The following is a 23,472-nucleotide window of genomic DNA, read 5'->3' as shown; positions in this document are numbered from 1 at the left end:
CGGGCACGCGCGGCCCACCTCCGCCGGCGCGGAGAGGGCGAGTCAGGGCGCGGCGTCGTCCCCTCCCGTGGCCCCCTCGTCCGACTCAGGCCGGGTGCCGCACGGCATGTCGGGCCCGCGCCGAGGCCAGCCGCTGCCGCTGTGCGCCACTGAGCTGGGTGGACCAGCGGTCGGCGTACTCCGACAGGCCCACCTGTTCCAGCGGGGCGAGGACACGCCGCTTCCGCCCGACGGGTGGGCCCACGTCTCGTCGCCGGCCATAGCCGAGCTACCGGAGGCCTCTCCGCGCATTGACGTCACATCGGCGCCCTTGAGGAATCGTCCGAATTTGATTGCTGTACGAAAAAGAACGTACAACGGGAGTCTCACATGATCTGATGACTCGGTACTCATTGGCGACCGGGGGGAACGCGGATGGAACTGCGAGACATCGAGATCTTCCTGACACTGGCCGAAGAACTGCACTTCGGCCGGACGGCGGACCGTCTGCATGTGTCGCAGGCGCGCGTCAGCCAGTCAATTGCCAAGCAAGAGCGCCGGATCGGTGCGCGACTGTTCGCCCGAAGCAGTCGCCGGGTCGAACTCACCTCCATCGGAACCCAGTTACGCGAGGATTTAAGCGCCGGATACCAGCGGATACTTGAGGGGACCCGGGCGGCCTCCGATGCCGCCCGCGGCACCACATGCGCGTTGACCCTCGGTCTGCACGGACCTCAGGCGCACTACTACACACATGTCTTCGGCCTTTTCCGCTCCCGGCACCCCGAAGTCCAGCTCCGCGTACAGGAGATCAAAACTTCACGGACCCCTTCGGTGCTCTCCGGAACGGCTCGGTCCAGGTGGCGACCTCCTGGCTGCCGATCCGTGAGCCGGACCTCGTCGTCGGCCCGGTCGTCGCGACCGCGCCCCTGGTCCTCATGGTCGCCACCGATCATCCCCTCACCAGACGCGAGGCGGTGGGCATGGAGGATCTGGCCGAGTGGCCGCTGCCGCACTCCGCGGTGCCCATACCGGAGTACTGGCAGCAGACACTCGTCCCCACCCACACCCCCGGCGGCCGGCCCATCCGGCGCGGCCCGAAGGTGTCGTCGATCCAGGAGGTCGCCGCCGTGGTCGCGGCGGGCGAGGCTGTCTGCCTCATCCACGGCGACGCCGCCCACTACCGGTGGCCCGGACTGCGGTACCTCCACCCGTACGACGCACCGACCGGACACTGGGTCCTGACCTGGCCCGCGGCGGGGCAGACAGCCCTCGTCCGCGCGCTCGCCCAGGCCGCACGGGACGCCGGACCGAGCACGGGACTCGGGACCACCGGGCAGTGACGATCTCCCATCCGCCCGAAGCGGCAGGGCAGGCCTCAGCAGGGCTTGGTCGCACCGCCGTCGTCGAGGTTGCCGCCGTAGATCCAGCCGTTCAACTGGGTGCCCTCGATGCGGGCGTGAGTCCACTTGTTGCCCTCGGAGTTGTGGACGTAGCAGTGGTAGTAGAGCTTCGCGGCGTAGACCGTGGCCACCGTGGGGCAGCCGGCGTTCGGACCGGTACGCAGCGGCGCGGAGCTTCCCTTCACGTAGCCGTAGCCGGCTTCCGGGTTGGACCACGCCGGGTGGGTGCATGCCGCGGCTCCGGTGGTCGCGGCGCCTGCCGCGGGAGCCGCGATCATGGTGGCCGAGGCGGCGAGGAGGGGCAGAGCGAGGGCGGCCCATGTCTTGGTTCTCATCGTGTTCCCTTTCATCGGTCGGCTACTTGTCAGCGGCGAGCGATTCACGCCACGCCCGCGCTGAATTTCCTTCTGGGAGAAGGACCTGTAACAGGGTGCGCCAAGAGAAAGGGGGCGAACAATCGTCAGCTCCGCATGGACGGATAACCCCGATGTTATCGATCCGAAGTTCCAGGAAACGGTGCGGGGGCTCCAGGGCGGGAAGGGTGTTGTCGTAGTTCCTGTGGTGCGGTCGGGCCAGGTGATTCCGGCCGGACGGCAGATCTCCTCGTCGGCGAGAATCGGGCGGGGACAGCTTTGGGTCACGGCCTCGTGTCTCGCTCCGACGAACGGCCGACCGGTGGTTCAGGGACGACAGTTCACCGGCGTGATCGCGCACGACGGAATCGGTCTGCCGCTTCGCGGCCTGTCCGCCTTGACCGAGGACGCCTCCTCACACAGCGCTGAGTCCCCCGCCTGAAATTGGCCCGACCGGCCCCTGGAAGCCCCAAAGAAGGCCCCGGCGCCCCCGCAATCATCTGCGGTGGCGCCGGGCCTTCGGCTGTCGGGCTGTCCAGGGCGCGGGCCTTCGGCGGGGTCCGGAATGCCGGCTGCGGCTACCAGGGCGGCGGGGCCCCTCCGGTCACCCGGACCACGCGCCGATGAACACCACCGGGCCGTGGTAGTCGTCGGGGCTGGTGACGTGAAAAGGGAGTGGGCGAGCAAGCCGTTCCCGGTGAGGGTATAGGGCGGGCATATGGCGCGGAATATACTCCACGCGCCGCCGTCGGCCGAAGAAATGCCGTCGGCCCATGGGCGACGTCGGGAGTACCGGTGGTTCAGTTTCGGCAGATGGAATACTTCGTCGCGGTGGCGGAGGAGCGTCAGTTCAGCAAGGCCGCGGTGCGACTGGGAGTGGGCCAGTCGACAGTGAGTGAGCAAATCCGTTCGCTGGAACAGCAGTTGGGGGCGGAGCTGTTTCTGCGTACGAGCCGGTCGGTGACATTGACCCCGGCCGGGGTGGCGTTTCTGGCCGGGTGCAGGAAGATTCTCGCGGAACTCGGGCATCTTCAGCAGACCGTGCTCGCTCATGCGCGTGGGGAACTCGGGCGTCTGCGGATCGGCGCCGTGGGGCCCGCCCTGACCGGAGTGGTACCGACCGTGCTGCGCCGGCTGACCAAGCTCTCGCCGGGGATCAACGTGACTCTTCAGACGATGGGCACGGAGAGGCAGGTGCGAGCGCTGGCGCAGGGCGATCTGGAGGCCGGTTTCGTGCGGGCTGTCAGCAGACGTCCCGGTCTGAGGGTGGAGACGATCGCCGACGAGCCGCTGTGGGCCGTCCTTCCCCGGGCCCATCCTCTGGCAGGAGACGATTCCGTCGATCTGGCGGACCTCAGCGGTGAGACCTTCGTCTTCTGGCCCCGTGACGCCAACCCTGCCTTCTACGACCAGATCATCGCCGCGTGTCACCAGCACGACTGCATCCCGGGCCACCTGGTCGAGGGCACCGACATGCAGACCCAGCTGGCCTTCATCGGTGCGGGCATGGGCGTGTCGGTGCAGCCTGCCTCCTTCAGGGACGCCGGCCGCACCGACCTGGTGTTCGTGCCGCTGCGCGGCGGCGTCAGGACCGTCGCCCTTCAACTCGCCTGGAGCCCTGAGTTCGAGACGCCGGTCGTCCGGACACTCCTGCACGCCGTGCGCCTGAGCAAGACGGAGCTCGGCGCCTGAACGTGCCATCTATCGGTCCAGCCGATAGAAGCATCGCTTCGCAACCGTTGAGGCAATGATCGGGTTCCGTTTAACGTCACTCTCACAAGCAAGTCACCGCAACACGGAAGTGGGCGCGACATGAACCCCCTTCATTCTCGGCGGAATGGTGCACCCGGTTTCCGGGCCACCTCTTCTCCCGCCCACCGAATGACCGCATCACACCCCGCCCAGGCGTCCCGATGATCTGGGAAAAGGGAAGTCAGGAAAAACCCCTGACCGTAGTCACGCTCGATTTCCCGGACGCGGACACCGCGGAATTCATCGGCCGTCTCGGCTGTGACGGAATCGCCGTCGATCTGGAGCACAGCAGCCCCACCGCGGGGGAACTCTCCAGCCTCGCCCGCGCCTGTGCGGTGGCCGGCGTTCCTCTGATCGGACGGATCCGCTGTCAGGAGCAATCCGTGGTCAGGTGTCTCGACGCGGGGATCACCGTCCTGCAACTGACGCAGGTGACCGGCCCGGCAGACGTCGACCGGGTGACGGACTGGGCGGCCTTTCCTCCGGACGGGCACCGCGGGATCGGCCGGGCGCGTGCCAACGCCTTCGGCCACCATCCCGGCGGCTACCCCGCGTTCGTGGACAGCGTCCGCAGCGACGGCATCGCGCTCCTCGTCCACGTCGAAACGGTCGAGGCCGTCATGACCGCGTCCGAGATCGCTTCCCGTCCCTGGGTGAAGGCCCTCATCGTGGGCGCACACGATCTCGCCGCATCGGCCGGCCATCCCGGCGACCCCTCGCACCCGGATGTCCGGCGACTCGTCGAGCAGGCCACCGCGCGCATCGCGGACGGGGACAAGCTCCTCGGTCTCTCCGCGAGCTCCCGCGACGAGGCGCGGCGGGCAACCCACCGGGGCGCCGGACTGCTTCTGCTCTCCCAGGCCCGGATGCTCTCCCGCGCACTTGAATCCGTCCTGACCGGCACGACGGAAGGAACCCGATGAACCAGCCCGTCCCTGTCACCGGGCAGCTCGTGGACTTCTGCGTGGAGGCCCGCCGCGCCTCGCTGGACCAGGACGTCACGCACCGCGCCGTCAACGCCTTCGTCGACACCGTCGGCGTCGCCGTGGCCGGAGCGCACGAGCCCGTCGTGACCGCCATGCACAGCGCGTTGAGGCTCACCGCCGGGGCCGGTGCCGCCACCGTCCTGGGAACCGGCCGCCGGGTCGACGCCCACGGTGCCGCCGTCGTCAACGCCGTCGCCGGACACGCGATGGACTTCGACGACCACCTCTCCGACGTCAACGGCCACCCCAGCGTGGTGCTCGTGCCTCCGGTCCTCGCACTGGGCGAGGAACTGGGGCTGCCGGGGGAACACCTGCTACGGGCGTACGTCATCGGCCACCAGGTGATGTGCGCCGTGTCCGCGGCGCTCCCGGTCCGCGCGCACTGGACGGCCGGTTGGCACGCCACGGAGACGGTGGGCGTCCTCGGAGTCGCCGCCGCCGCGGGAACGCTCCTTCAGCTCACCACCTCGGAGATGCACCACGCCTTCGGCATCGCCGCTTCCATGGCGGCCGGAAGCCGTCAGAACTGCGGCTTCAGCGTCAAGCCGGTCCATGCCGGGATGGCCGCCGGGAACGGGATCCTCGCGGCGCGGCTCGCCGCCGCCGGCGTGGACGCCGACCCCCACCAGCTCGAAGCACCGCTCGGCTACTTCGCCGTCTTCGGCAAGGACCCCGACCTCACCGCCGTCGCACCGGTCCTGAAGGAACGCTGGACCCTCTCCACCCGCGGCCTGAACGTCAAGGCGTTTCCCGCCTGCTACGCGGTCCACCCCGCGGGTGAGGCGGCCCTGGAGATCCGCGGCCGCGGCCTCGACCCCGACTCCGTCACCGACGTGACGGTGACGGTCCAGCCCACGGGGCTCACCGGCCCGATCCACCACGCCCCGGTCACCGCGGACCAGGCGCGCTTCAGCATGGAGTACACGGTGGCCGCCGCGCTGGCCGACGGCCGGCTCACCGCCGGCTCCTTCGACGACGCCCAGGTCACCCGCCCCGCGCTGCGGCGCCTGATGGCCACCGTACGCACCGCGGAGGCCGCCGCTCCCCCGTTCGGTCCGCCGGACTTCACCCGCTGGTACGCCACGGTCGAGGTCACCACCTCCGACGGAGCCCAGCACCGGGCACGACGCGGCATGCCCCACGGCAGCGCCCACGATCCCCTGTCCGACGAGGAACTGGACACGAAGTTCCTCGACTGCCTGCGCAGCCCCGGTTCCGTGTTCGACGGGCCGCCACTGCTCGCCGCTCTGCGGGACCTGCCCTCGGCACGCGACACCGCCCAGCTCCTCGGCCCGGCACGCAGCCGGACCGCACCGACCCTCTGAAGGAGAGCAGTCATGCCCAACATCACCGTCGAGATATTCGAGGGACGAACACTCGACCAGCGCAGGCAGTTCGTCGAAGGCATCACCGAGGCCGCCGTCAAGGCCTTCGGGATCGACCCCGAGGGCGTGCGCATCACGTTCTTCGAGATCGGGCGTCAGGACCTGGCCCGGGGAGGCCGCCTCTTCAGCGACAAGGCGGCCCCGGCGACGACGGGAGAGAAGCCGTGAACCGCAGACACACCTGCCGGGCCGGGCTGACGGCCACCGCGTTCGTCCTGGCCGTCACCCTGTCCGCCTGCGGCGGCGGGTCGGGGATCACCAGCGACGAGAACGGCAGGGCAAGCGTTCGCCTCGCGTCCAGTATCACGGGAAGTTCGTTCCTCGCGGTCACCGCGGGCATCGACCAGGGGATCTTCGACAAGCACCAGGTGGACCTGAAGGTCGTCAAGATCAAGAGCACCGCCGAGGCCACCGCGGCCCTCGCCAGCGGCGACGCCGACATCGCCGCCGCCCTCACCGAGGGCGTCATCGCCGCGAACGCCAACGGCGCCAAGCTGAAGATCGTCGGCAACCTGATGACCCAGGACCAGCACATCCTCTACGCCGACGCCGGCGTGAAGTCCGTGGCAGACCTCAAGGGCAAGAAGTTCGGCGTCGTCGGCCCCGGCTCCGGCACCGAGATGCTCGCCAAGGCCCTCGCCGTCGAAGAAGGCCTCAAGGAGACCGACCTCGTCTACGTGCCCACGGGCGCGGCGTCCACGCAGCTCACCTCTCTGGTGAGCGGACAGATCGACGCGGCCGGTCTGGTACCGCCCTACGACAGCACAGCCGCTGAGCGAGGCAAGGTCGAGGTGCTCCGGTACCGGGACGTCTTCCCCGACATCACCCCGCAGGTGTTCACCACCACCAGCTCGCTCATCTCCGCACACAGCCCCGAACTCAAACGGTTCATGGCGGCCTACACGGAGTCGGCGGCCTGGGTCAAGGCCCATCCTTCGGAAGCGGTGGCGATCTTGCAGAAGGACGCCAGGATCTCCGCCGAAGCCGCCAAGGCGGCCTACGAGTTCGCCGAACCGGACTACTCCACGACCGGTGAGGTCTCCACCGCGGGACTGCGGAGATGGATCGAGATGAGCAAGAAGTACGGCAACACCGACAAGCGACTGCCCACGGTCGACGAACTCTACGACCCCAGCCTGCTGCCGGGCTCGCCCTGAACCCCGCCGCTCTCCACCCCGGCCGACCACGAGAGGGAACGACATGGGCAGGGCCACCACACCGCCGGCCATCGAAGTGAGCGACGTCACCTTCAGTTACGGCGAGACCACCATCATCGACCGCATCAGCTTCCAGGTGGAAGAAGGGGAGTTCCTCTCCCTGATCGGCCCTTCGGGCTGCGGCAAGAGCACCTTGCTGGCCATGATGGACGGCGTCCTGAAACCGGACTCCGGCACCGTCCTGGTCGAAGGGCGTACACCGAGCACCGGTGAGGGCTCACGGGCGACGGTCTTCCAGGGCTTCGCCCTGATGCCCTGGAAGACCGTGCTGGACAACGTCGCGCTGGGACTGCGCTACAAACGTCCCGATCTGAGCCGCACGGAACGTGCGGACATCGCCATGGAGTATCTGGAGAAGGTCGGGCTGGCCTCGTCGGCCCGCCGCTACCCCCGCCACCTGTCGGGCGGCATGCAGCAACGCGTCGGCCTGGCACGCGCCTTCGCCGTACAGCCCAGGCTCCTGCTCATGGACGAACCGTTCGGCGCCTTGGACGCCCAGAACGCCGAAGTCCTGCGCGACGAGGTCCAGGCACTGGTCGAGCAGGAAGGACGCAGCATCATCCTCGTCACCCACAACCTGGACGAAGCCCTGCAACTGTCCTCCCGGGTCCTGCTCATGAGCGCGGGCCCGAGCACCATCCGCGACGACGTGCGCGTCGAGCTTCCCTCAAGGGACTCCCCGCACTACGCCGCCCGGTACGACGAGTACCGCACCCGCCTGTGGTCACACCTGCGCGACGAGGTCGAAACCACCCGGGCGCGGGAGAGGAACGCAGCATGACCACCACGGAAAGAGTCCCGCCCCTCGCACCGCCACGCCGCACCGCCGGCAGGCCCGGATGGTGGCAGCGCCGCCGCGGCCTGTGGGCACCGGTGGTGACCGTCGCGATCATCCTGGTGATCTGGGAGGCGCTGGGCCGCGCCGGAGCCTGGGACCCCCTCTTCTTCGCCCGCCCCACCGAGATCTGGTCAGGTTTCCTGCACCTGACCGACGGACCCCTGTGGTCCGACCTCGCCGTCAGCGGCCAGGAATTCGCACTGGGCATGCTGATCGCCCTCGGCGTGGGCGTGCCCGTCGGCATGGCCCTGGGATCGATCCGCTGGCTCTACCAGTCGTTCGACCCCATCATCAACGCCCTGTACTCCACGCCGATCCTCGTCCTGACACCCCTCCTGGTGGTCTGGTTCGGACTCGGCATCGGATCCAAGATCGCCAACGTGGCGATCATGGCGATCTTCCCCGTCATCATCAACATGATCGAGGGCGTCAGAACCACCGACCCCGCCCTGCTCAGGGCAGCACGCTCCTTCGGTGCCGGCCGCCTCGCCCTCTACAAGGACGTCACCTTCCCCGCCGTCACCCCCTTCTTCATCACCGCCGTCCGCCTCGCCATCGGAAAGGGCATGATCGCGGTCGTCGTCGGCGAGTACATCGCCGCGACCGAAGGCATCGGGTACCGCATCCGCTCGGACGCCGAAGCGTTCAACACCGGCCGCTACCTCGCCGGAGTCATGATCATGGTCGTCATCTCCGTCCTCATCATGAGCGCCGTGAAGATGGCCGAGAAGCGCCTCACCGCCTGGCGGCCCAGCATCTCGGAGTGACCACGGCCTCCCCCCTCGCACCGGCCTTCACCCGCACTCGACACCCCAGAAGGGCACACCCATGCCTACGCTCCGCTTCTACGGCCACGCCTGCTTCGGACTCGAAACCACGACGCTCAACCTCCTGATCGACCCGTGGCTCTCCGGCAACCCCGAACTGGGCGCCATCCCCTCCGACCTCCGGCCGCCCACCCACATCCTGGTCACGCACAACCACCGTGACCACGTCGGAGACGCGATCGAACTCTCCAAGACCTACGGCGCTCCGATCATCACCACCCCCTCCGCCGCCCGGCACTACAAGGGCGAGGGAGCCACGACGGCACCCCTTCACCTCGGTGGGCGCCTCCCGCTCGACGGAGCAAGCGTCAAGTGCGTCAACGCCATCCACGACTCCCCCCTCGGCATCGGCGAGACCTGGCGTGTCGAACTGGGCGCCCCCTGCGGATTCGTCGTGGACATCGACGGAAAGAGCGTGTACCACGCCGGAGACACCGCCCTCTTCGGTGACATGGCCCTGTTCGCACCGGTCGACGTGGCCCTCCTGCCCATCGACGGCCGGATGGTCATGGAACCCACGGACGCCGTCCGCGCCGCGCAGCTCCTCCAGGCCGGCACCGTCGTCCCCATGCACTGGCGGGACCAGGACCCCCACGCCTTCGTCGACCTGCTCACGGACGCGGGCATCACCGGCCACGTCATGAAGAACGGCGAAACCCGCGAACTGTGACGTCACACGGGTAGACCGTCCGACGGCACTGTAGGTTCGCGCCGCCGCTGTCATTCCGGACCGCGGTGACCTGCTGCTTGTGCTGCTGTCTCATTGAATGTCCCGCGGTTCCCGTCTCAGTACGGTGGCATTTCCTCATGCGGCATCGCCCTGCTGGTCCTCGCCGGGGTTCCAGGTCTGGTCGAACCAGGTGATGAAGTCCATCACGGTGCCGACGCGGGCGATGCGCTCGTGGATGGCTCGCTGGTCGTGTCCGGGAAGGAAGTCGCCGCGTTCGATCGGTTTGTCGCAGCCGCAGTTGCACTTCCGGTTGTCCAGTGGGGACTTGAAGTAGGTGATGGGGTTCTGCTGAGCTCCGTTCGGCGCGGGTTTGCCGATGTAGTGGTCGTACACCGGATGCCCGGGGCTGAGGATGCGTCCTTCGAAGGCCCGCCGGCCGTCGGGGGTGTCGACGACCCGGTCGATCTCCATGGCCTGCCTGATGATGACGTCTCCACTGACGACGGCGAACCGCTCTCGCTCGACACGTTCGCCGGGGATCGCCCAGGTTCCCCGGGCGATGTCATGGAGCTGCTGGTCGGAGAGCCCTTCGGTCCATCCGATCTGTGACCGCGCGAAGGCGTCCTTGCGCGGGTCGATCAGCCTGTGTCTGCCCAGCGTGATCTGGATCAACGCGCCTCCTTGAGACCATCTCTTAACGGAGTCGATGCGTCTAAGGTAGCGGAGATGCGCCAGACCATCAATCTTCCTTGAAACGGGGTCTTATGGCCTTGCGGCTGTCCGCGTCCGCAGCCAGCGGCCGAGACACAGAAACGGCCCGCTTCCTGACGAGTTGACGGGATGCAGCCCCCAGGTGAGGATCACCCCGGAAAGGGGGCGCAATGGGGGAACTGCCCGGAGGATTCGGCCCCGGGGACCGGCGCGCTGCATACGTGCGTGCCCTGTACGGGGATCTACCGACCGCGTTCACGATCCGCTGCTCCGCACAGAACCAGGGCTGCGGACGGAGCCGGGGAGTCGCGCTGGCTCTACCCCCTGGCGCGGAACATGCGCTGGTACTGCTGCCCACCATGGCGGCGCAACTGCCGATCCTGATCGAGCGCAACTTCACCGGAGTGGTGACCGGACCGTTGTGCCCACGGAAAGGGCACAACGAGTTCAAGGACAAGGGCATCGCGCACGTGGCGCCCGGCGCGCCCAAGGCGAAGGAGATCGCCGAGAAGTTCGAGTCTTCAGGCTCGGCCCGGACCGTCATCGTGTGCGTGGACCTGGGAGCGCTGCGCCCCGGATTCGAGGAGTTTCACCGCACCGGCAAGCCGGGCATCGTATGGTGGTCGCCCGGAGAATCGGACACGCTGCTGAAACCCGAGTGGCAGCGCACCGCTATCCGCATCCAACCTGAATAAGTCAGCCACTGACGGTAGTCGGAAGTGCGGCCGTGGCACGCCGGAACCCTTGGAGGGTTTCGTCGTGCTGTTCAAGTACATGCTTGCGCTGGCTGGCTCGTTCCTGTTCTTCGTTGATCCTCTGCTGGCCTCCGGCATGATCCTGTTCTTCGCGCTCGCCATGCTCGCTCTCGTCGCTGCGGCGACGGCAGCGGCTCTGTGGTCCAAGCAGGCCCGCCGCCGTGAGGACGCCCGCCAGGTTCTCCTGATCCTGTGCGAGTTCTTCTTCGCCCCGAAGAAGAGGTAACCCCCGCACCGTCGAGAGGGCGAGGCTGACGGCGGAGGGGCTGCTGCGACTCCCAGGTCGAGGCCGGTGCGGCACAGGCACCCGGGGCAGGGGTCGTCACTCTCCCCGCCCGGGGCGCCTGGAGCGTAAGGGCCCAGTCAGGGTCTGGGCAGCGGCAGGCCGGGCATCTGCGGGTGGCGCAGGTGCTGCCCGCCGTCGTACACGTGCAGCGTGAAGGACTCCGGGCCCGGGGCGCCGGCCGCGTCGCTTCCGGCTCAACACGCTGCTCGAGGCGGCCCGCCCGTACGAGACCGCCGCCGTCGATGAGGTACGCACGAGGGCGGAGGAAGTCGCCGCCCGCCCGACGGCGATCGCGGCCTGAGAGCATCGAGCGCATGGGCAAGCACCGCCGACCCGAACCAGGCGTCCCGCGCCGTGCCGCACGTGAACGCCGACGACCCGCTCGCCGCGTACAACAAGCGACGCCGACCGCCGATGGACATCTACCGCCGTCACCGACCGGTGCACGGCGGCGCCAGCCACCTCCGGCCCGACGAGCCACGGATCCTGGAGGAGTGGGACGACTTCACCTACCAGGTGGCCGGCACCGCACCAAACCTCGCCGAGGCCCAGAACTGGGTTGCGGAACTGGCGCTCAACGACGACCCCGCCGCGTGAGGGATGGAACTGGCGATACGCGTAAAACCCGCCACTAGGTGACCCAGTGTGATGTATCAGTGCGCTGAGTTGAGTTCGCATACGCTCCGTGATCTTGAGCCGGGTCCTCTTGGGGGCCAGCCGGAATACTCGGCCCCTCTGACGCCCCAGCCTTCTTGAGGATGCCCGCAGGTGCGGTTCGTGCACCACCCTGGAACGCAGCGGCGCCCGCCCCGAGGTCGGATCGGGACGGGCGCCGACATCGGTCGGGGCCGCTACTGGCCGCCGGTCGCGTTGAAGCGGGCTACCTCCTCCTCGTGCCGCTTCGCTGCCTCTGCGGACGCCGCCGCGAAGGTCTTGACGGCCGCCTGTACCGGGGTGGGGGTCTCGGGGTACGTCTCGTCGAGGTCCCGGATGCGCAGGGCGCGTACGTCGTCGGGCAGGTCGTCGAGACCGCGGAGTGCTTCGACCTCGGCGAGCAGGTACGCGGCGGTCGCCTCGGGGCGGGATGTCGAGTGGTGGTTGAGGTAGATGCCCATCTCAAAGATGCGTCCGAGAGCGCGCTTCGTGATCTGCTCTTCCTGCACCTTGGTGTAGGTCGGCCACGACACTTTTGGTCCTCCTGGGTGGTGAGTTGCCTTGATCGATTGTGTGCCCAACTGCAGGCCGCGTGGGAGCGTAAGCAGGATTTGTGCACGGGGTGAGGCGCCCAGCTGTCACGGGGCCCCAGGGCGCGGCAGGTCAGCCTTTCCGGACGGGCCGTCGACCGGGCAGGTCGTGCCGCCGGCCCAGGTAGCTGATCATTCCGAGCGAGAAGCCGGTCTCCGCTGCGAGTTCGCGGCAGGTGCGTCCAGCGGCGCGTTGGTCGCGGAGCCAGTCGAGATCGATCTGACGCCAGCGGGTCGCTCTGCCGTCGCGCTTCATGCCGTATTCGCGGACGAGGACCTTGATGGCCTCCTCATTCACGCCGGCGTGCTCCGCGATCCACTTCAGCGTGCGGTATTCGTCGAGGTAGAAGCGTGCGAATTTGTCCCTGGGGAGCTCTGCGCGAGCCCGTCGAATGGTGGCTCCTCTCTCCCACTTCGCGCTTTTCGCCTCTGCGGGAGGGGTGGGCTGCTCCTGCAGGACGAAGCGGATGGCGTCATGGCTGACGCCAAGGCGGCGGGCGGCCTATGCTGTTGTCAGGCGTTCGTCCCTGATGAGCCGGTGCAGCACCCCGGCGTCGATGTCCCGCAGGTCGCAGCCAGGCAACTTGAGATCGCGGACGATGTCTGTCGGGGGCTGCCAGGAGACGGGTTCGTCGCGGATTCCCTGCCGGGTGAGGAACTCGGCTGCGTGTGATTCGAGTTGACTCATAAGCGCTGGGGTGAGATCTGTTTCGAAGGTCCGCAGCATCGTCCGCAGTTCCGTGGTGCTGGGCGCGTAGGCGGCCGGCGCGAGGGGTGCGGGGAGGCCGCTGAGCCGTTCGAACAGCAGCGCTCGGACGAACTGGTGGCGCCGTACTCCGCCGGCTTCGAAGTCGATGTCCCGGCAGAGCTGCGTCCAGGTGTCCAGCGGCATCAGATCGCGGTAGTCGAGTCCGCGGCGGCGGGCGTAGTCGATCGGTGATCCTTCCTGGTCAAGGTAGTCCGCCAACGCGAGCAGGCCGAGGCTGATGCCGTGGAAGTGGCCCCGCTTCGTGAGCCGGAACGTCATGTGAGATCCCAGCCGGTCCTCCACCGGTGCATGAAGGAGGCGGGCCGTCGTGGTGAAATCTCCCGTGCCTCCGACCAGCAGCAGGTAGCACGACAGGGCCGGGCGGATCGTGCGTGAGAGGGCCCCGTCGAGGGGGCTGAGCCGGACGGACCAGGCAGGCCAGAGCTGCGTCGGGGTCCTGCGTGCCCGCTCGGCGACTCGCGTTGCCGCCGAGCGGCCGGGCTTGCGTGGCAGTTGGTGCGCGATGCGGAATCGCAGCTGATCAGGGCCTCCCAGACGAGGCGCGAGCGTTGCAAGATGGATCGCGTCGAAAACCGGGCTGGTGTGGGCCCACCGAAGCCCGATCACCAGCGGAATGCTGCCGTCGACGTGGCTGATCAGGTGGCGAAGGACGGCTCCGGCCACGTGGACGTCGCGCTGCTGGAGGATGTGCAGGGCCGCGGTGATGGCGAGGGCGACGGTCGCAGCCCGCCGCGGAGCAAGCCGCCCCGGACGGGTCTCCTCGACAGGGTCGAAGGATCGCCGCTTCTCAGGCAGCGGCTGCTGGTGCAGTGCCAGGATCTCCGGCGGGACCAAGCCCGCCAGTCGGCCGGTGTCGGGGACACGGCGAAGCAGGATGCAGGCCAGCGCCCGAAGATCACCGAACAGCGCAAGACTGGGCTGGGGATGGTCCTGGTAGACGCCGAAGCCGGCCTGCCCCAAGGAGATCGTCTTCTCGATGAGTTCCTGAGCCGCGATCACGGGTCCTCGCGCGGCGAGCGTGAGTGCGGGAACCTCCTCGAACGGCTGGCCGCAGCGTGCCGACGGTGCATCCCTCTCCGATGGGCTGTGACAGCGGCCCGGAATGAGCGGGTGCCGAGTGGTCGCCGGAAAGTGCCGGGGCATGCGGTTGCAGCGCGGGCAGGCGTCGACCAGCAGCAGGCGGTGATCGAGACAGGCGAAGGACCAGCCGAGTCTCCAGCTCAGCCGCCATCTGCCGCCGCTTGCGGCCAGGCAGGCCGGGCAGTAGCGAGACCCGCGGGCCCGCCCCCAGACATGCCTCGCCTCGACACGTCGCCGCTGTGCGTCGACCACATGGGCCCGTCCGTCCCAGCGGGCCAGGGTCATGGCGTGTGCCTGCGCCTCGGTGGGGCCGGCCGACCATGAGATGGCCGCCGCCTGGTCCGCATCGAGAACGGTGACCAGGCGCCTGAGAATGCCCGAGTCCACCGGCCGGGCGGATCCGCGAGGCAGCAGTCCCATCGAAGCCAGGACGTCGCCGGTGGTGGTGCCCAGTCGGTGGGCGATCGCCTCCCACCAGGAGTCGAGTGCCTCGCCCGGCTGCGGGGCGAGGCGGATCGGCAGGGTCCGCGCGGGCGTCACCGGCGGACCGCCTTCTGGCGGGTCCGCCGGGAGCGCTGGCCCTTCAGGAGATTGCGTACGTCGTCCTGGGCCAGGTGGGCCGCCTGGTCGATCTTGACGCGGCTCAGAAGTTCCTCGTCCAGACGCTCGGCGCCGGTGCGCACGGCTAGCTGGCAGCCACGGTTGATGAGGGTCATCAGGGAGCCGATATGGCCGCTGGAGCGGACGAACAGGTAGTCGAACAGGTCGTCGGCGAGCATCCCCCGGTAGGTGCCGCGCAGGACCAGACGCTTCTCCAGGGCCAGCAGCAGTTGGCGCCACTGGCTGCGGCCCTGGTCGGTGGCCAGTTCGAACGACCCCATGTCCAGGCGGGTCGTGCGCCGGCCCGTCTGGGCCAGGACCGCGTTGTCGTAGGACTCGCCCTCGGAGAACAAGCCGCGCTTGGCCAGGCCGACCCCGACGAACAGCAAGGTGACCGGGAACTCGTTCGCGACGTACTTGAAGTGGTTGCTTACCTCGACGCCCCCGGCCGCCCTCCAGCGAAGGAAGTGCAGATCATCAACGATCAGCAGCTTCACATCGCAGGAGAGCACGCAGTCCAGGGCCCGCTGGGCGAACTGCGCGGTGGTGCCGGTGGTGCGGCCGGGGTGGCCGAAGAACTCCAACATCGCCCGGTTGAAGTCCTTCATCCCGGTGTTCCCCGTCAGGCCCACCCGGCAGACGGGGAGCCGTTCGTGGCCGCCGACGGTGAACGCGCCGCCCTCGGCAATCTCCCGCCGGTGGAAGTCCCGGGCGAAAGCCAGCACCGCGGTCGTCTTGCCCAGCCCGGGGAAGGCGTCCACCGCGACGGCGCCCTTGGCCTGGTCGCCGTCCTGGACGTTGCTGTCGAGGATGTCCCACAAGTCCTCGTGCAACTCGGCCAACTGCGGGGTCCGCAGAGGTCCGAGGTTCGCGTGCCAGACCCGCCGGTCCCGGTCGTACTCCGCTCTCGCGCGCTCGCCCAGCCCCGCGTAATCGCTGTGCGGCAGCAGTTCCGGCTGGACGCGCGGTGCGGCCTGCGCGAACGCCGCCCAGCCCTCCTTGCGCGAGAGCGTCAGCGCGTCCAGACGGTGGGAGTCTCCCGGTGTCCAGGTGCCCTCGCTGTTCACGCATCCTCCAGAGCATCGGTGTAGAAGTCGCTGTCGTCTTCGAGCTCCACGAATTCGGCCTCGTCAGCCGCGTCGTCGTCGCCCGTCTCCTGCGCGGCCCCGGACGCGGGTTGGGGTTCTGCCGCGTCCGTCAAGTCCATGAGGCGTCTCACGCTCGGCAGCGTCGCGACGCTCTCCTTGGGCTCGGGCAGGTCCAGGGCCGCTTGTTCCCGGGCGAGCCGCAGCGCCATCCGGCGCTCGACCAGCGTGGTGCCCAGCCCGAGGTTCCAGCGTGCGAACAGGTCCCGGACCGCGGCCTTGTCGTCCGGGAAGCGGTCGCGGGACGCGGCCAGGCGGCGCGCGAACTGCAGTGCCTCCTCGCTCACCGGCATGTTCCGGCCCGGTGCGTGCTCCCAGGGCAGTGCATGCCACCCGCGGGTCGCGGGATCGCGGAAGTAGACCGCGTTGATGTCGTCCGGGTTCACCGCGACGGGCCACTTGCCGTCCCGCTCGCCGCTGAGCAGACCGCGGTATGGGTCCAGGGCGGCGCCGTTGTAACGGCGGGCGTCCAGGTCGATGCCGTAGTGCTGGATCTTGCGTCGCTCCACCCGCAGGAACTCAAACGTCAGGTCCGGATCGCGCGGGACCTCGATGTAGCCGGCCCGGTTCAGCCCATGCTCGAACATCGCCGCCGGCGACATCCGCAGCCCCGGCACCCCTGGATCGATCAGGCTGGTGTGTGGCCGGTGGTGATAGACGCAGGCCACCCACTCGCGGATGATCGCCTCCAGTTCGTGGAGGAAGAAGAACGCCTCTCCTTCGGGGCGCTCGCCGCGCGAGTGCAGATCGGGGCCCTTGTAGCCGGGCAGGGCCTGCAGCAGGTCCTCGCGCAGGGTCAGGAAGAACCGTTCCAGCGGGCCCTTGTCGCGGCCCGTCCGCAGCCGGGCCGGCTGCACCGAGATTCCCAACCGGCGGCAGACGCTGGTCAGATGCTCCGAGACGAACACCTTGCCGTGATCGACCAGCACCGTCTCCGGCACCAGCGCCGGCGACGCCGCCGAACGCATCGGCCCCTCCAACGCCGTGACGTCGATCAGCACCGACCGCGGGATGCCGTGCTCGGGCCAAAGAGCGTGCGCCGGCCAGTCCTCCCCCGCGGGGCGGGGGCGGAACGCCTGGTAGAGGGCGACGCTGGCGTCGACGGCCTTCGTCGACACCGGCGTGACCCTGATCCCCACAACGCAGCGCGTGTACCAGTCCATCGCGACGGTGAGCTCCGCCTGCAGCCACTGCAGCGTGACCGGGTCCAGGGCGAAGACGTCCAGCCGGTTGGTGTCCATCAGCAGGTACTCGCCCGGCCGGGTCGGCCGCAGCTTCCCGTAGACCCCGCCAGGCCGGGCGGCGATGTCCCGGTTCCGCTTCGTGCTCAGCCGGAACGTCGGATGGCGCCGCTCCAGGTCCTCCAGGAGGCGGTAGGTGGTTGCCCGGCTGGGCAGGTCCTCCTCCGTAAAGCCCCTGGCCATCAGCCGGGCCCGGGTCCGCTCGATGACCATCTTGCGGGACGGCTTGGACTGGCCCGTGTGCTCGACCATCACCTCCAGTGCCGCCTCCGACCACGGCTCGGCGTTCCGATGCCCAGAACGTGGCCCACTGCGGGCCGGCACCAGTCCCGCTTCACCGTCCTGGCGGAAGGCCGCGACCCACCGCTTGACCGTGCGAGTCGCCACCTCCAGCTCGGCCGCCTTCGCCGCGTACCGGCTTTCCATCGGCTCGCCCGCCGTGTAGGCAGCACGAGGCTCCCCCTCGGCCGGCAGTTCGTCGCTGCCGCTGCGGAACCCGGTCAGCACCTCCCTCACATGCGCGGCCCGCTCCAGCACCCGCTCCCGCTCGCCGGCGTCCAGCTGGCCCAGCACCACCGCCACTGTCTCCTGCGGATCGTCGGAGGCCGGCCCCGGCCCGTCCGGGATGACGCGAGCGCGCTCCGACAGCAGCAGTTCCTTGACGGCCAGCCGCAGCAGCCGGCCCCGGCCGTCCTTGAGGACCACCTCGCCGCCCGCCTGCGTGCCGGCGAACTCCACCACCTCGACGACCTCGCCGTCGTAGGAGAAGCGGCTCCCCACTCCGATGCGCACCGCGGCCCGGCTCACGACGCCGTCCTCAGCACGCTGCGGGCGCTCAGGGGAACGCTCAGGCCGACCGACCACTGCCGCTTCCAGAGCAGGTGCAGGACGCCGGCCCGCACCAGCGGAGCCGGACGACCGGGCAGGCAGGAAAACGCCTCTCCGAGCGTGTCCCCGTCCACGACCCGGTCGCGTGCTTCGTCGAGGATGGCCGGGTCGAACAGCCGCTCAGGCGGTGACTCCTCCTTCACCGCCTGGTCGTGTATCTCGTCGGTCAGGTCCGGCTCGAACAGCCAGTCGCGGCGGTAGCCCGCGAGGAACCGGATGTTGGCCAGCTCGGCGTCCGGCGGTTCGCTCCACACCTCGTAATGCCAGCCGCGGGACTCGACCGCCTCGCGGGTCCAGGCGAACGTGAACGCGTGCTCCGGCTTCGCCGCCCGGTGCCGCGGCTTGACGTCCACGACCAGCGGACCTGCCGCGGTGGCCAGCAGGTAGTCCGGGATGTGCCGGCGCAGCACGCCGCCCACCTCGGCCCGCAGCAAGAAAGGCTGGGCCACGATCGCGGTCACATCCCGGTCGAAGTCCGCGTAGAGCAGCCGCGCCAGCTCCAGCCGCGACTCGTAGATCACGTGATCCGCCTGCGTACTCGACCAGTACGAACCCGAGTAGTGCTTCTGCCTCATGTACCAGCGGAACGTCCGCCACGGCTCGGCCGCGTACAGCATCTCCAACGGCACAGACCCCCAGGCGAGACCCTCGGCCACCTCGTCCTCGCCAAGCCGAACACACACCTCTACATCCACCATCCACCCCCAGCGCCTGTGTAACTGACCTCGATCGCAGGACAGTTGCACGAACACTGGAGTACGAATGCACGTACGCGCATTCGATCACTCAAAAGAGTGGCTATTGCGGGCGGGAGTGATGTCGGCGTGTGCCGTTCCTGACGCGTGCCGGGCGGTGGTGTGGCGCTCCCAGTCGCGGCGCGGAGGGGCGCCGCCGTAGGTGCGGGGCCGTGGGCTCAGCGGGCACGTTCGCGGGTTCGGGGACCTCATCCGGGCTTCCCCCGGACGGTTCCCGGCCCGTCTCCCATGCGGTCACCGCGGAGCTAAGCCCCGAACACCCTGCGGCAGATCCGCTAACGTGGTGCCAGATGCACTCGGAGGGGGATGTGTTATGGACCCGATTGCCTTGGCCGCGGGCACGGCGCTGGTGAGCGCTATGGCCACGGACGGCTGGCAGGCCGCACGAGACCGTGTGGTCGCGGTGTGGCGCAGGGCGCGCCCGGGCCAGGCCGGAACAGTCGACGAGGACCTGGTCGAGACCCGTGCACAAGTGCTGGCCGCGCGGGACGCGCAAGAGGCCGAGATCGAGCAAACCTTAGTCACAGACTGGCAGTTGCGCCTCCAGGCACTGATGCGAGCGGACCCCTCGGTGGCCGACGATCTGCGACGTCTTCTAGACGCGGAGTTGCGCGACAACGATGCCCGCCCCGCGTCCGGCACCGTGGCGATGCGGGCGGAGGCGACCGGGAGCGGACGCGTGTACCAGGCGGGTCGGGATCAGCACATCACGGAGCGATGACTGTCGGCCAGGTGCCCCCGCCGGCGGCTGCGAAGTCCGGCGGGGCCCTCGTTGACTGACATCGGCGGCTTCGGGCCTCCCGACCCTCGTCTTCTGTTCCAGAAGGCGGTGGCCTACGGTGAGAGCCAGGTCAACCAAGCCGGACGCGACCTGTCCGTCACCCACATCTATTACAGCGACGGCCGGACACACGTACAGGCCGTGTCCTCCGGCCCACTGGTCACCGGGCACGACCCGGTCACGTCGCCCTACCGCGGCCTGGGAGCGTACGGTCCTGATGACGCTGCGTTCTTCTACGGCCGTCGGGATTCCGTGGAGCTCGTGCGGCAGATAGTCTCGCGAAGCGCTGCGGGCTCTCAGCTGTCAGTGGTCTCGGGTGCCTCCGGGGCCGGGAAGTCATCCCTGTTGCAGGCCGGCGTCATCCATCGCATTCGGACCGACGGGCTCGACGGTATTCCGGAGGCGGCGCGGTGGCCCTGCCTGGTCATGACACCGACCGATGATCCGTTCCGTGAACTCGCGCAGGGTATCGCCCAGTTGAGGCAGGACTTCTCACCGGATCTGGCGGAGCAGTTGGCACGGGGGCCGGATGTGTTCGCTTCCGTGGCCCGGCATCTGATCTCCCGTGAGCGGTCGGCGGACGACCGCACCGTGACGCCTGCCGATGACGGGAGACGGCTCCTGCTGGTCATCGATCAGTTCGAGCAGATCTTCACGCTCTGCACGGATCAGGAGCGGCGTCGCCGGTTCATCTCGGCAATCCACGCCGCCGTATCGACGCCGATGTCGCCCGGCCGCGGCGCCCCCGTGGTCGCCGTCCTGGCTGTACGGGCCGACTTCGAGGCACGGTGCGCGGAGTGGGCCGAGCTGTCGGACGCCGTGCAGGGACGCCTCCTGCTGACCAGCATGACGACGCGACAGCTGGAGATGGCCATCACGGAGCCGCCCAAACGGCTGGGTGTCACCGTGGACCGCGATCTGGTCGCCCGGCTGTTGTCGGAGGTGGCAGAGAGTTCGCGGCACGCCGGGGCGTCCGCGGCGCATCCGGGCGCGGGGGTGCTTCCGCTCATGTCCCATGCGCTCAACGAGGCATGGCGGCAGCGCGTGCTGCGTCCCGGGCCGCCCGACCGACCCTTGACGTTAGAGGACTACCAACAGACCGGTGGTCTGGAGTCGGCGGTCGCGCAGAGCGCGGAGGCCGTGTACGGGCGGCTCGACCGTCACCAGCAGAGGGTCGCCAGAGCGCTGTTCCTCCGGCTGGCCCGCGCCGCCCCCGAAGGCGGCGACACCGCAGCGGCTGCGGCACGCGCAGACCTCGCCGGGGTCGACGACTCCGCCGGGCAGATCATCGAAGCCTTCGTTCAGGCCCGTCTGATCATGGTGTCGGACTCCACCGCAGAGATCAGCCACGAGGCCCTGCTGCTCGCCTGGCCGACGCTCCGCGGCTGGCTGGACGAGAGCCGCTCTCAGCGGCTGCTTCTGGGCCGCCTGCGCGTCGTCGCTACCGAGTGGGCGCCGCGGGAGGAGAAGTCGTACCTGTACCGAGGCAGCCAGTTGGCGGCCGCAGTCCAAGCGGCAAACCCGCGAACGTCGGGTCCGGCGGTCGCGAACCTCGTCGGGCCCTCCGAACGAGAATTCATCGCGGCGAGCATTCGGGCCGAGAAGAGGCGGCGCGCGACACGGCATGCCGTGCGCGGGGGGTTCGTGGCATTCACCGTGTGCCTGGCCCTGGTCGCAGTCTTCGCGCTGCATTCCCAGAATGTGTCCGTCAAGCAGCGCAACGCCGCGATCGCGGCGCGGCTGGTGAACGAAAGCAGGACCTTGGCCGACGTGGATCCGTTGAACGCCCGGCTGCACGCGTTGGCGGCTCAGGAACTCGCTCCGTCCTCCGCGTCGGCTCAGCAGGCGGTGCGAAACGCCGCCGCCCAACGGCTGCTCGCCATGCCCGCCACGGAGAACGCGTGGATATCGACGGTAGCGCTGAGCAAGGACGGACGGACCGCCGCGTTCGGCGGGTTCCGCACCGACAACCGCAGATCGCTCGTCGGCGTGGTCGACATCGGCTCTGGCAAGACCTCACTGCACCATCAGGACCAGGAACCTCGTTCCCTCGTGATCGACTCGGCCGGCACGGTGTTGGCCGACGGCAAGGACGGCAGGCTTCGTGACGCGGTCAAAGGCACGGTACTGAAGTCGGTCGCCGAGGACGGGGTCGTGAGTGCCGGCGGGAAATGGGTGCTGGTCCGGAACGCGGACACCGTGCGCCTGATCGATGCCGGCGACGGTTCGGCCCGTGGCACGGCCGTGAAGGCTCCCGGCGCGATCGCCGTGAGCGACGACGGCACGAAGCTGGCTGCCCGTCAGAAGGACGGCTCCGTGGCCGTGGTCGACGTACCGAGCGGGAAGGCGGAGCTCAGGATCGCCGCGTTCGGGCAGCAGAACTCTCCCGTGGCGCTCAGCCCCGACGGGCGGATGGCCGCTGTGGTCCGGATTGATCCGTCCGACGAGTCAGGAAAGAGCGAAGCAGTGAGGCTCGTCGACACCGCGGACGGACGCGTCCTGGACACCTTCACCGATACGGCCGCCGGAAAGATCTCCTGCATCGTATTCAGCGCGGACGGCCTGCGGATCGCGGCCGGTACCATGGCGCCGTCCGGCAGTGGCGGCGGTGATGGAGGACACCTCGCCGTGTGGGACCTCACCCCGGGTCGGGTGACGGCGAGTACTTCGGTTCAAATGGAGGATAGTTTCGTCGAGTTCAGCCATGACGGTCGGCTGCTGGTAGGCGCCGGCAGGACCGGGGCCGTGCTCTCGGAGCCCATGAAACACCGGACGCACTCGCTGGATCTCGACGGCGTGCCCTTCCGCAGAGCCGCGTTCAGTGCCGATGCCACACGCGTGGCGGTCCTCGCCTGGGGCGGCGAACCATACACGCAGCGCGTGCACATCTGGGATCTCGACGGCTTGTCCACACGGAGACACCGCTTGATCGAGCTGCCCCGCGGCGACCGCGCGGAGTTCAACAGCATCGCGCTGTCAGGGGACGGACTGCGCCTGGCGGTGGGCGGCATGCTGGTGCCCCAAGGCAACGGGTTCCTGCGGGTGTGGAGCCTCGGCTCGCGCACGCCCGAGCCTGTGGGCAGGACCCTGACCGGCGCCAAGGGACAGGCGACGAGAGTCGCCCTGAGCCCGGACGGACGGTTCGCCGCCATGGTCACCCGGCCCGGTGCGGCGTCGAGCAGCGCCTTGTCCTTCTGGGACGTGTCACGGCAGAAGGCTGCCGGGGCGCCCGTTGACGCACACGGGGAAGTCAGTGCGTCAGCCGCCGACCCGGCGAACGCGCGGTTCGCCATGGCCGACGCGAGCGGGCAGATCCGCATCTGGAGCATGCGGGACGGAACCGAGATCACCGCGGGGCCCCTGCGTACGGGCACGGACGTGACCGCGCTCGGGTTCGGTGCCGACGGCAGGACGCTCGCGGTCGGGAGCAACACCGGTGAAGGACAGTTTTGGGACACGGCGTCCGAGGCCCGGATCGGCAATCCGGTCGCGGTCGCGCCGGACACCGTCGCAGCCCTCGCCTTCACCACTGACGGCAAGCAGCTCGCCGCGGCGACAACTGACGGGAGGGTCAGGCGCGTGGCAGCGGAGTTCCTACTGAACGCGAAGTCCGTGCTCTGCCGACAGGTCGGTTCGCACATGACCCGGGCCTGGTGGTCCACCCATGTCACCGGTGGCCCCGGGCCGTCCACCGCCGCCCTGGTGTGCCGGTGAGCACGTCCCCTACATGCCGACCCGGTGACAAGGTCCACTCCCAGGTGGTCGAAGCCCCGGACGAATTCTCAGCACCGCGTCATAAGTGCTATT

At 69.0% G+C, this 23,472-nt stretch carries 23 protein-coding genes and 1 pseudogene; 15 read left to right on the top strand and 9 right to left on the bottom strand.

Features of this window, described 5'->3' with window-relative positions; translation table 11 throughout:
- Positions 1-85: 85 nt before the first annotated feature.
- Positions 86-244 carry a hypothetical protein gene (locus B9S64_RS32560; protein WP_219818807.1) on the bottom strand — a complete coding sequence of 53 codons (159 nt, stop codon included), beginning with the start codon at positions 242-244 and terminating at the stop codon, positions 86-88.
- Positions 245-414: 170 nt separating this feature from the next.
- Here B9S64_RS32560 and B9S64_RS35320 point away from each other — a divergent pair.
- Positions 415-537: pseudogene (locus B9S64_RS35320) on the top strand (LysR family transcriptional regulator); the annotation flags it as partial.
- A 302-nt stretch (positions 538-839) separates the two neighbouring features.
- The gene (locus tag B9S64_RS35315) at positions 840-1,322 is read left to right on the top strand and encodes a substrate-binding domain-containing protein (RefSeq protein WP_258037988.1); all 483 of its coding nucleotides are present in this window, start codon (positions 840-842) and stop codon (positions 1,320-1,322) included.
- Positions 1,323-1,357: 35 nt separating this feature from the next.
- Here the strand turns inward: B9S64_RS35315 and B9S64_RS32550 are convergent, their stop codons facing one another.
- Complete coding sequence (locus B9S64_RS32550) at positions 1,358-1,717, bottom strand: hypothetical protein (RefSeq protein ID WP_103492926.1); 360 nt, start codon at positions 1,715-1,717, stop codon at positions 1,358-1,360.
- An 831-nt stretch (positions 1,718-2,548) separates the two neighbouring features.
- Between B9S64_RS32550 and B9S64_RS32545 the strand changes: the two genes are divergently transcribed.
- From B9S64_RS32545 to B9S64_RS32510, 8 genes are all read left to right on the top strand, one after another.
- Positions 2,549-3,427: a LysR family transcriptional regulator gene (locus B9S64_RS32545; protein ID WP_103492947.1), complete on the top strand. Its 879-nt coding sequence runs from the start codon at positions 2,549-2,551 to the stop codon at positions 3,425-3,427.
- 221 nt (positions 3,428-3,648) lie between these two features.
- The gene (locus tag B9S64_RS32540; protein ID WP_103492925.1) at positions 3,649-4,410 is read left to right on the top strand and encodes an aldolase/citrate lyase family protein; all 762 of its coding nucleotides are present in this window, start codon (positions 3,649-3,651) and stop codon (positions 4,408-4,410) included.
- The gene (locus B9S64_RS32535; RefSeq protein ID WP_103492924.1) at positions 4,407-5,798 is read left to right on the top strand and encodes an MmgE/PrpD family protein; all 1,392 of its coding nucleotides are present in this window, start codon (positions 4,407-4,409) and stop codon (positions 5,796-5,798) included. Before B9S64_RS32540 ends, B9S64_RS32535 begins: the two co-directional genes overlap by 4 nt.
- A 12-nt stretch (positions 5,799-5,810) precedes the next feature.
- Complete coding sequence (locus B9S64_RS32530; RefSeq protein WP_103492923.1) at positions 5,811-6,026, top strand: tautomerase family protein; 216 nt, start codon at positions 5,811-5,813, stop codon at positions 6,024-6,026.
- Positions 6,023-7,015 carry an ABC transporter substrate-binding protein gene (locus B9S64_RS32525; protein WP_103492922.1) on the top strand — a complete coding sequence of 331 codons (993 nt, stop codon included), beginning with the start codon at positions 6,023-6,025 and terminating at the stop codon, positions 7,013-7,015. The genes B9S64_RS32530 and B9S64_RS32525 overlap by 4 nt, the downstream gene beginning before the upstream one ends.
- Before the next feature lie 43 nt (positions 7,016-7,058).
- Positions 7,059-7,856, top strand: coding sequence for an ABC transporter ATP-binding protein (locus B9S64_RS32520; protein ID WP_103492921.1), 798 nt, complete (start codon positions 7,059-7,061; stop codon positions 7,854-7,856).
- Positions 7,853-8,680, top strand: a complete 828-nt coding sequence (locus B9S64_RS32515) for an ABC transporter permease (protein WP_103492920.1) — start codon at positions 7,853-7,855, stop codon at positions 8,678-8,680. Before B9S64_RS32520 ends, B9S64_RS32515 begins: the two co-directional genes overlap by 4 nt.
- A gap of 61 nt (positions 8,681-8,741) precedes the next feature.
- Positions 8,742-9,410 carry a metal-dependent hydrolase gene (locus tag B9S64_RS32510; RefSeq protein ID WP_103492919.1) on the top strand — a complete coding sequence of 223 codons (669 nt, stop codon included), beginning with the start codon at positions 8,742-8,744 and terminating at the stop codon, positions 9,408-9,410.
- 135 nt (positions 9,411-9,545) lie between these two features.
- Here B9S64_RS32510 and B9S64_RS32505 read toward each other — a convergent pair whose 3' ends face one another.
- A complete protein-coding gene (locus B9S64_RS32505) occupies positions 9,546-10,082 on the bottom strand; it encodes a hypothetical protein (protein WP_028442350.1) in 537 nt (178 codons plus the stop codon).
- Between the two features lie 209 nt (positions 10,083-10,291).
- On the opposite strand from B9S64_RS32505, the gene B9S64_RS34260 reads away from it, so the two are divergent.
- The 3 genes from B9S64_RS34260 to B9S64_RS32490 all read left to right on the top strand — a co-directional run bounded on the left by B9S64_RS34260 (position 10,292) and on the right by B9S64_RS32490 (position 11,759).
- Positions 10,292-10,816, top strand: a complete 525-nt coding sequence (locus B9S64_RS34260) for a hypothetical protein (RefSeq protein WP_146060160.1) — start codon at positions 10,292-10,294, stop codon at positions 10,814-10,816.
- Between the two features lie 64 nt (positions 10,817-10,880).
- Positions 10,881-11,102: a hypothetical protein gene (locus B9S64_RS32495; protein WP_103492917.1), complete on the top strand. Its 222-nt coding sequence runs from the start codon at positions 10,881-10,883 to the stop codon at positions 11,100-11,102.
- Between the two features lie 414 nt (positions 11,103-11,516).
- Positions 11,517-11,759, top strand: coding sequence for a DUF6087 family protein (locus B9S64_RS32490; protein ID WP_258037987.1), 243 nt, complete (start codon positions 11,517-11,519; stop codon positions 11,757-11,759).
- 254 nt (positions 11,760-12,013) lie between these two features.
- Here the strand turns inward: B9S64_RS32490 and B9S64_RS32485 are convergent, their stop codons facing one another.
- The 6 genes from B9S64_RS32485 to B9S64_RS32460 all read right to left on the bottom strand — a co-directional run bounded on the left by B9S64_RS32485 (position 12,014) and on the right by B9S64_RS32460 (position 18,812).
- Complete coding sequence (locus B9S64_RS32485; RefSeq protein ID WP_103492916.1) at positions 12,014-12,349, bottom strand: hypothetical protein; 336 nt, start codon at positions 12,347-12,349, stop codon at positions 12,014-12,016.
- Positions 12,350-12,479: 130 nt separating this feature from the next.
- Positions 12,480-12,704 carry a hypothetical protein gene (locus B9S64_RS32480; RefSeq protein ID WP_103492915.1) on the bottom strand — a complete coding sequence of 75 codons (225 nt, stop codon included), beginning with the start codon at positions 12,702-12,704 and terminating at the stop codon, positions 12,480-12,482.
- 204 nt (positions 12,705-12,908) lie between these two features.
- Positions 12,909-14,795 (bottom strand): TniQ family protein, encoded by a 1,887-nt coding sequence (locus B9S64_RS32475; RefSeq protein WP_103492914.1) that lies wholly within the window; start codon positions 14,793-14,795, stop codon positions 12,909-12,911.
- Positions 14,792-15,922: an AAA family ATPase gene (locus tag B9S64_RS32470; RefSeq protein ID WP_103492913.1), complete on the bottom strand. Its 1,131-nt coding sequence runs from the start codon at positions 15,920-15,922 to the stop codon at positions 14,792-14,794. The genes B9S64_RS32475 and B9S64_RS32470 overlap by 4 nt, the downstream gene beginning before the upstream one ends.
- A complete protein-coding gene (locus tag B9S64_RS32465; protein WP_103492912.1) occupies positions 15,919-18,048 on the bottom strand; it encodes a Mu transposase C-terminal domain-containing protein in 2,130 nt (709 codons plus the stop codon). Before B9S64_RS32465 ends, B9S64_RS32470 begins: the two co-directional genes overlap by 4 nt.
- Positions 18,045-18,812: a TnsA-like heteromeric transposase endonuclease subunit gene (locus tag B9S64_RS32460; RefSeq protein WP_103492911.1), complete on the bottom strand. Its 768-nt coding sequence runs from the start codon at positions 18,810-18,812 to the stop codon at positions 18,045-18,047. Before B9S64_RS32460 ends, B9S64_RS32465 begins: the two co-directional genes overlap by 4 nt.
- 385 nt (positions 18,813-19,197) lie before the next feature.
- On the opposite strand from B9S64_RS32460, the gene B9S64_RS32455 reads away from it, so the two are divergent.
- Both B9S64_RS32455 and B9S64_RS32450 read left to right on the top strand, forming a co-directional pair.
- Positions 19,198-19,605, top strand: coding sequence for a hypothetical protein (locus B9S64_RS32455; RefSeq protein WP_103492910.1), 408 nt, complete (start codon positions 19,198-19,200; stop codon positions 19,603-19,605).
- Between the two features lie 51 nt (positions 19,606-19,656).
- Complete coding sequence (locus tag B9S64_RS32450; protein WP_146060159.1) at positions 19,657-23,379, top strand: AAA family ATPase; 3,723 nt, start codon at positions 19,657-19,659, stop codon at positions 23,377-23,379.
- Positions 23,380-23,472 lie beyond the last annotated feature (93 nt).

The organism is Streptomyces sp. SM18 (genome assembly GCF_002910775.2).
Taxonomy (GTDB): Bacteria; Actinomycetota; Actinomycetes; order Streptomycetales; family Streptomycetaceae; genus Streptomyces; species Streptomyces halstedii.
Note: the sequence above shows the minus strand (reverse complement) of the source record. Positions and strands in the feature narration are given on the sequence as shown.